Origin of the sequence: uncultured Lutibacter sp., assembly GCF_947495725.1 — a bacterium.
Lineage (GTDB): Bacteria > Bacteroidota > Bacteroidia > Flavobacteriales > Flavobacteriaceae > Lutibacter.
Window position 1 is genome coordinate 1 of record NZ_CANLZZ010000014.1, and the last position, 1874, is coordinate 1874.

Annotated in this window: 1 protein-coding gene; it reads left to right on the forward strand. The window is 35.9% G+C overall.

Features of this window, described 5'->3' with window-relative positions:
* A partial coding sequence (locus tag Q0776_RS17705) for a hypothetical protein (RefSeq protein WP_298371343.1) occupies positions 1–1874 on the forward strand: 1874 nt, incomplete at both ends.

The window sequence follows — 1874 nt, forward strand, 5'->3', positions numbered from 1 at the left end:
CAGATATTACAGCAGGTACAGTAACGTTGACAATCACAACAGATGATCCAACAGGACCATGTGAAGCAGCAAATGATGAAATGATCATTACGATCAATCCATTACCAAATGTTAACGCTGGAGTTGGTAAAACTATAACTTGTATTGATGAAACGGTTGTTTTAAATGGTAGTGCAAGTATCAGTGATCAATCGACATTAAGTTATCAATGGTCAACTTCAAATGGAATTATAGAAAGTGGAGCAACAACATTAACACCAACTGTAAGTGCTGCAGGTACTTATACGCTAAGTGTTATATCAAATTATGGTTGTAGTTCAAGAGATGAAGTTGTTGTAAATTATAATAAGGTAGATCCCACTATTTCTATAATAGCTGAGAATACTGAATTAAATTGTGATACGCCAAGTATAAAACTAAATGCGGTTACTGAGAGTATTCAAGGTACACCTAGTTATCTTTGGTTAGGTACAAATGAAACTACTTCTTCAATAGAAGTTACAAAATCTGGTGATTACTTAGTTTTTGTAACGGATAGTGAAAACGGTTGTGTAAGTTCTTCAAGAATTACTATTACCGAGGACTTTATAAAGCCAATAGTAGAAATTACGGGAGATTCAGAATTGACTTGTACAAAGACTAGCACCATATTAGATGCAGGTAGTTCGTCGGTTCAAGGCGAAGCGGAATACCTATGGAGTACAGGAGCTACGACTTCTAGTATAGAAATTGATACACCGGGTGATTATAGTGTTACAGTAACCGATTCAGATAATGGATGTTCAGCACAAAGTGAAGTATTTACCGTGAATCAGGATATCACAGAAGTTATTGCAATAATAACAGGAGCATCAGAATTAACTTGTTCTGTAACAAGTGTTGAGTTAGATGCGAGTGGATCTACATTCCAGGGAACTGCTAGTTACTTATGGAATACTGGGGCAACAACAGCTACAATTGATGTTGATGAGCCTGGAGTTTATAGTGTAACAGTAACAGACTCAGATAACGGATGTTCAGCGACTAGTACAGAATTTATAGTGACACAAGATATCAAAGAAGTAACTGCTACAATAACAGGTGAATCTGAATTAACGTGTGCAGTTACAAGTATTGTTTTAGATGCAAGTGAATCTAAGGTTCAAGGAACTGCTAGTTACTTATGGAATACGGGAGCAACTAGTTCTAGCATAGAAATAGGTGAACCTGGAGCTTATAGTGTAATAGTAACTGATTCAGACAATGGATGTTCAACACAAAGTGATGTATTTACAGTAACAAAAGATGTTACAGAAGTTGTTGCAATGATTACTGGAGACGCAGTAATAAATTGTGATATAACAAGTATTACCTTAGATGCAAGTAGTTCAACAATTCAAGGAACAGCAAGTTACTTATGGAGTACAGGTGCTACAACAGCGACAATTGATGTTACTGAAGCAGGAAATTATTCCGTAACAGTAACAGATTCAGATAACGGTTGTTCTTCTGTAAGTTCTGACTTTATAGTTACAAATAAAAGTGCTAATATAGAGGCCATAATTACTGGAGGTTCGGAATTAACATGTGCTATTACAAGTGTAACTTTAGATGCAAGTAGTTCAACAGTTCAGGGAACCGCAAGCTACTTATGGAATACTGGTGAAACAACAACAACAATTATTGTTGATACACCAGGTAATTACAGTGTAAAGGTGACAGATTCAGACAATGGATGTTCAACAACAAGTGAGGTATTCGTAGTGTCAGAAGATGTAACCGATGTGATAGCAATTATTACTAATGAATCATCAGTGGTTACATGTAATTCACCTATTATTACACTAGACGCTAGCAGTTCAACTATTCAGGGAACAGCTATTTATAAATGGAGT